1 protein-coding gene is annotated in these 2,879 nt (G+C 57.1%); it reads right to left on the reverse strand.

All coding sequences use genetic code 11. The annotated features are described in order from the left end of the window. Window positions 1-90 precede the first annotated feature (90 nt). A complete protein-coding gene (locus tag IEY69_RS21530) occupies window positions 91-2,595 on the reverse strand; it encodes an alpha-amylase family glycosyl hydrolase (protein WP_189075117.1) in 2,505 nt (834 codons plus the stop codon). Window positions 2,596-2,879: the final 284 nt, after the last annotated feature.

Below are 2,879 nucleotides of genomic sequence, written 5' to 3' on the forward strand. Positions count from 1 at the left end.
GTCGCTTGATTCCCAAGCGACCTGTTGAGCTTCTTCGGCTCCGCCGAGGTTAAGTTGCCAGAACCAGTGTAAGATAGTCTTGTGAATCTATTACCTCCAGCTGCCACCGTTATAGCTGGCTGTCCCCGTGGCTGGCACCGTGTAAGTACGGTTGCTGCCACCTTCCCAGGAAACACTGGAGCCGGACTTCTTGATGAACTTGAACTGAATCCCCGCATTTGACTTCAGTTCAATCGGCGCGGACGTCCACGTGCAGGTGCTACCCGAGCAGCCGGAGGGCGTCATGCTGAGAGCATTGGCTGTGTCCCAGGCCTTCAGCTCCGTCACGTCGCCCACCAAGAAGACGTTCTGGCCCAGAGTTGTGCTGGCGGTCACCTGGAACGTCACTTTGGTCGTGGTGGTAATGGGGTCGCAAGCTGGCTGTGTGTCGCTCCAAGTGTTCGTGGTGCCGTCAAACCAGCCTTCCTTAGCGCGGGACAAATCCGCCGTCTTACGCGTGGTGGCTGATGGATCGACAAAGAGGAGGTTGGTTGAGGAAACGCCCGGCAGCGTGTACTTGTACCAGCCGCACCCCACAGTCTCAGCTGTCATGGTTTTGCCCGGCCAGGTGCTATCGGTCACTGCGCCCGTCGGCGAAGCATTCCAGTGATGGATGTTCGCACCACCCCAAGCCGTAGGCTTCTTGAAGTGAACGGTTAGCCCAGCAGGCGTGCCCACCTGCACCCCAGTGACTTCAACCCCGGCAGATTCTTTACCGTCACTCGTCAGGGTCGTGACCTTGAAATCGTAAGACCCCGTGGCCAGGTTGCTCGCCGTATAGCCCGTCGCAGTGCTCGAAAGCGGCGTGGAGGTCAGGCGGGTATAGGTCGGGCTGCCACTCCCCTTGCTATACACGTTGTAGCCGGTGACGGTGCAGCCTGAGGGGGCAGTCCAGTTGACAGTCGCGCTCGTACTGCTGCCTTGGCCACTGAGAGCGGTGAGGTTGCAGTTGGCTGGAGGAGGCGTCCCGCCCGACTTCACGATCAGGACCGTCCGGGCTGGAACGGTACCCACCAGCTTGCCGCTGCTGTTCACACTAAGGGTATTGGTACGTCCCGTAAGTTCCGTCACGCTTCCTGATGAGAGGAGACCACTCACAGATATGCCGCCCAAGCTGCCCAGGTCCAGCGTCCCATCGGAGCCGTTCACCACCGTTACGATGGACGCTTCGCCGGACAGCGTCCGCGCAAAGGCGTACAGGTTCGCGCCGCCACCAGGACGCCACAGTTCCTTATGCGCACCGTTGGTCAAGGCTGGATTGGCTCGGCGGGCGTCACTGAGAGCCTTGATGCGGGTCACCAGAGAAGAGGTGCTTGCTGCACTGAAGTTCATGTCCTCGCGGTTGGTCTGACCGGAGGGATTGTTATAGGGGTCGCCCTTGCCCTGCATGGCGATCTCGGTGCCGTAGTAAACGCTGGGGGTACCACGCACTGTGAATTGCAGCGAGAGTGCAGCGTCTAGCCGTTCGCGTTGCTCGTTGAACGGAATCCCATTCTCAATTCCTTCGGACATGAAGCGCCGGACGTCGTGGTTATCGAGGAACGTCGTCAGGCGGCTGGAATCACTGTAGGAGGTGTTCGCCAGAACATTCGCAACACCATCCAGTGAGCCGCGCTTGCCCAGTGAGTCGCGCAGCGCACCGTACAACGGGAAGTCAAACATGGAGGGCGAACCCAGGTTCAGATATTTGTTGATATAGCCGGGATCAAATGTGAATGCCTCTCCTACGGTCCACACCTTGCTGGCATCCCCCGGTCCACCTGCAGCAAAGAATTGGGGCCAGTAACTGTCGTTGACGTGCTTGATGGTGTCCATGCGGATGCCATCAATGCCGGTCTGAGACACCCAGTAATTCACAGAATCATTGAGGTATTGCTTGACTTCCGAGTTGTCTTGGTCGAAGTCAGGCAGACCGTCTAGGGAGCACTTCTGATCATTGATGCAGCTCCCCTTATAGAACCAAGAGGGCTTCTGCCGGGCGAGCTGTGCTTCGTAGCCCGCATGATTGAGAACCATGTCCTGCACGACGCGTAAGCCCTTGGCATGCGCTGCGTTCACCAAGTCTTTGAGGTCTTGCAGATTGCCGAAATGAGGCTCGACCTGAAAGAAATCTTCGGTCCAGTAGGCGGCGTAGCCTGCGTGGTATTTCCCAGAGTTTGGGCCGCTTTGTGCCATCACGGCGGGCACTTGTAGGGTCACAGGAGAGATCCAGATGGCGGTCACACCCAGGTTGCTGAAGTAGCCGGACTCGATTTTTTGCCGCAGACCTGCGAAATCGCCTCCATGCCAGCCCATTGGATTACCCAGGTCTTTGGCGTCGCCAGCCCGGTTGTTGTTTCCATTATCGTTGGAAGTGTTTCCATTTGCGAAACGATCGGTAAGGGCGAAGTAGAGGACTTCTTTTCTCCAATCGGTGGCGGGGAGAGCTTGACTGTGGAGGGAGTCACCGTTTGAATAATTTATCGGTAGAGCTGCATTTTTTTGCACACCACAGCCAGCGAGCAAAAACGACGTCACCGCCAGGGTTCCAGCGAACCCAAGTTTAGTTTTTGACATACCACCATTAAACTGGAACCGTTCCCATGCTGTCAACCGTCATCTGTAAAGTGTATTCATATGCTCTATCTGACCTCCACGCGTCTCACCTCGACCAACTTATGCAAGGTGAAAGCCAGCCTCAGAGGCTGTCTGAAGCCCAGTTCTAGGGAAACAGCGCTTGGCGGAGGGGTTCAAGCGCACAGTCTACGAAGCAGGATAGAGCTCATGGCGGCGTACCTCTGTACCGGACATCTTTAGGTTGAGACTGTGCTGGACGGCACATCCCTGAACGTGTGATCGGT

Origin of the sequence: Deinococcus sedimenti, assembly GCF_014648135.1 — a bacterium.
Classification (GTDB): domain Bacteria; phylum Deinococcota; class Deinococci; order Deinococcales; family Deinococcaceae; genus Deinococcus; species Deinococcus sedimenti.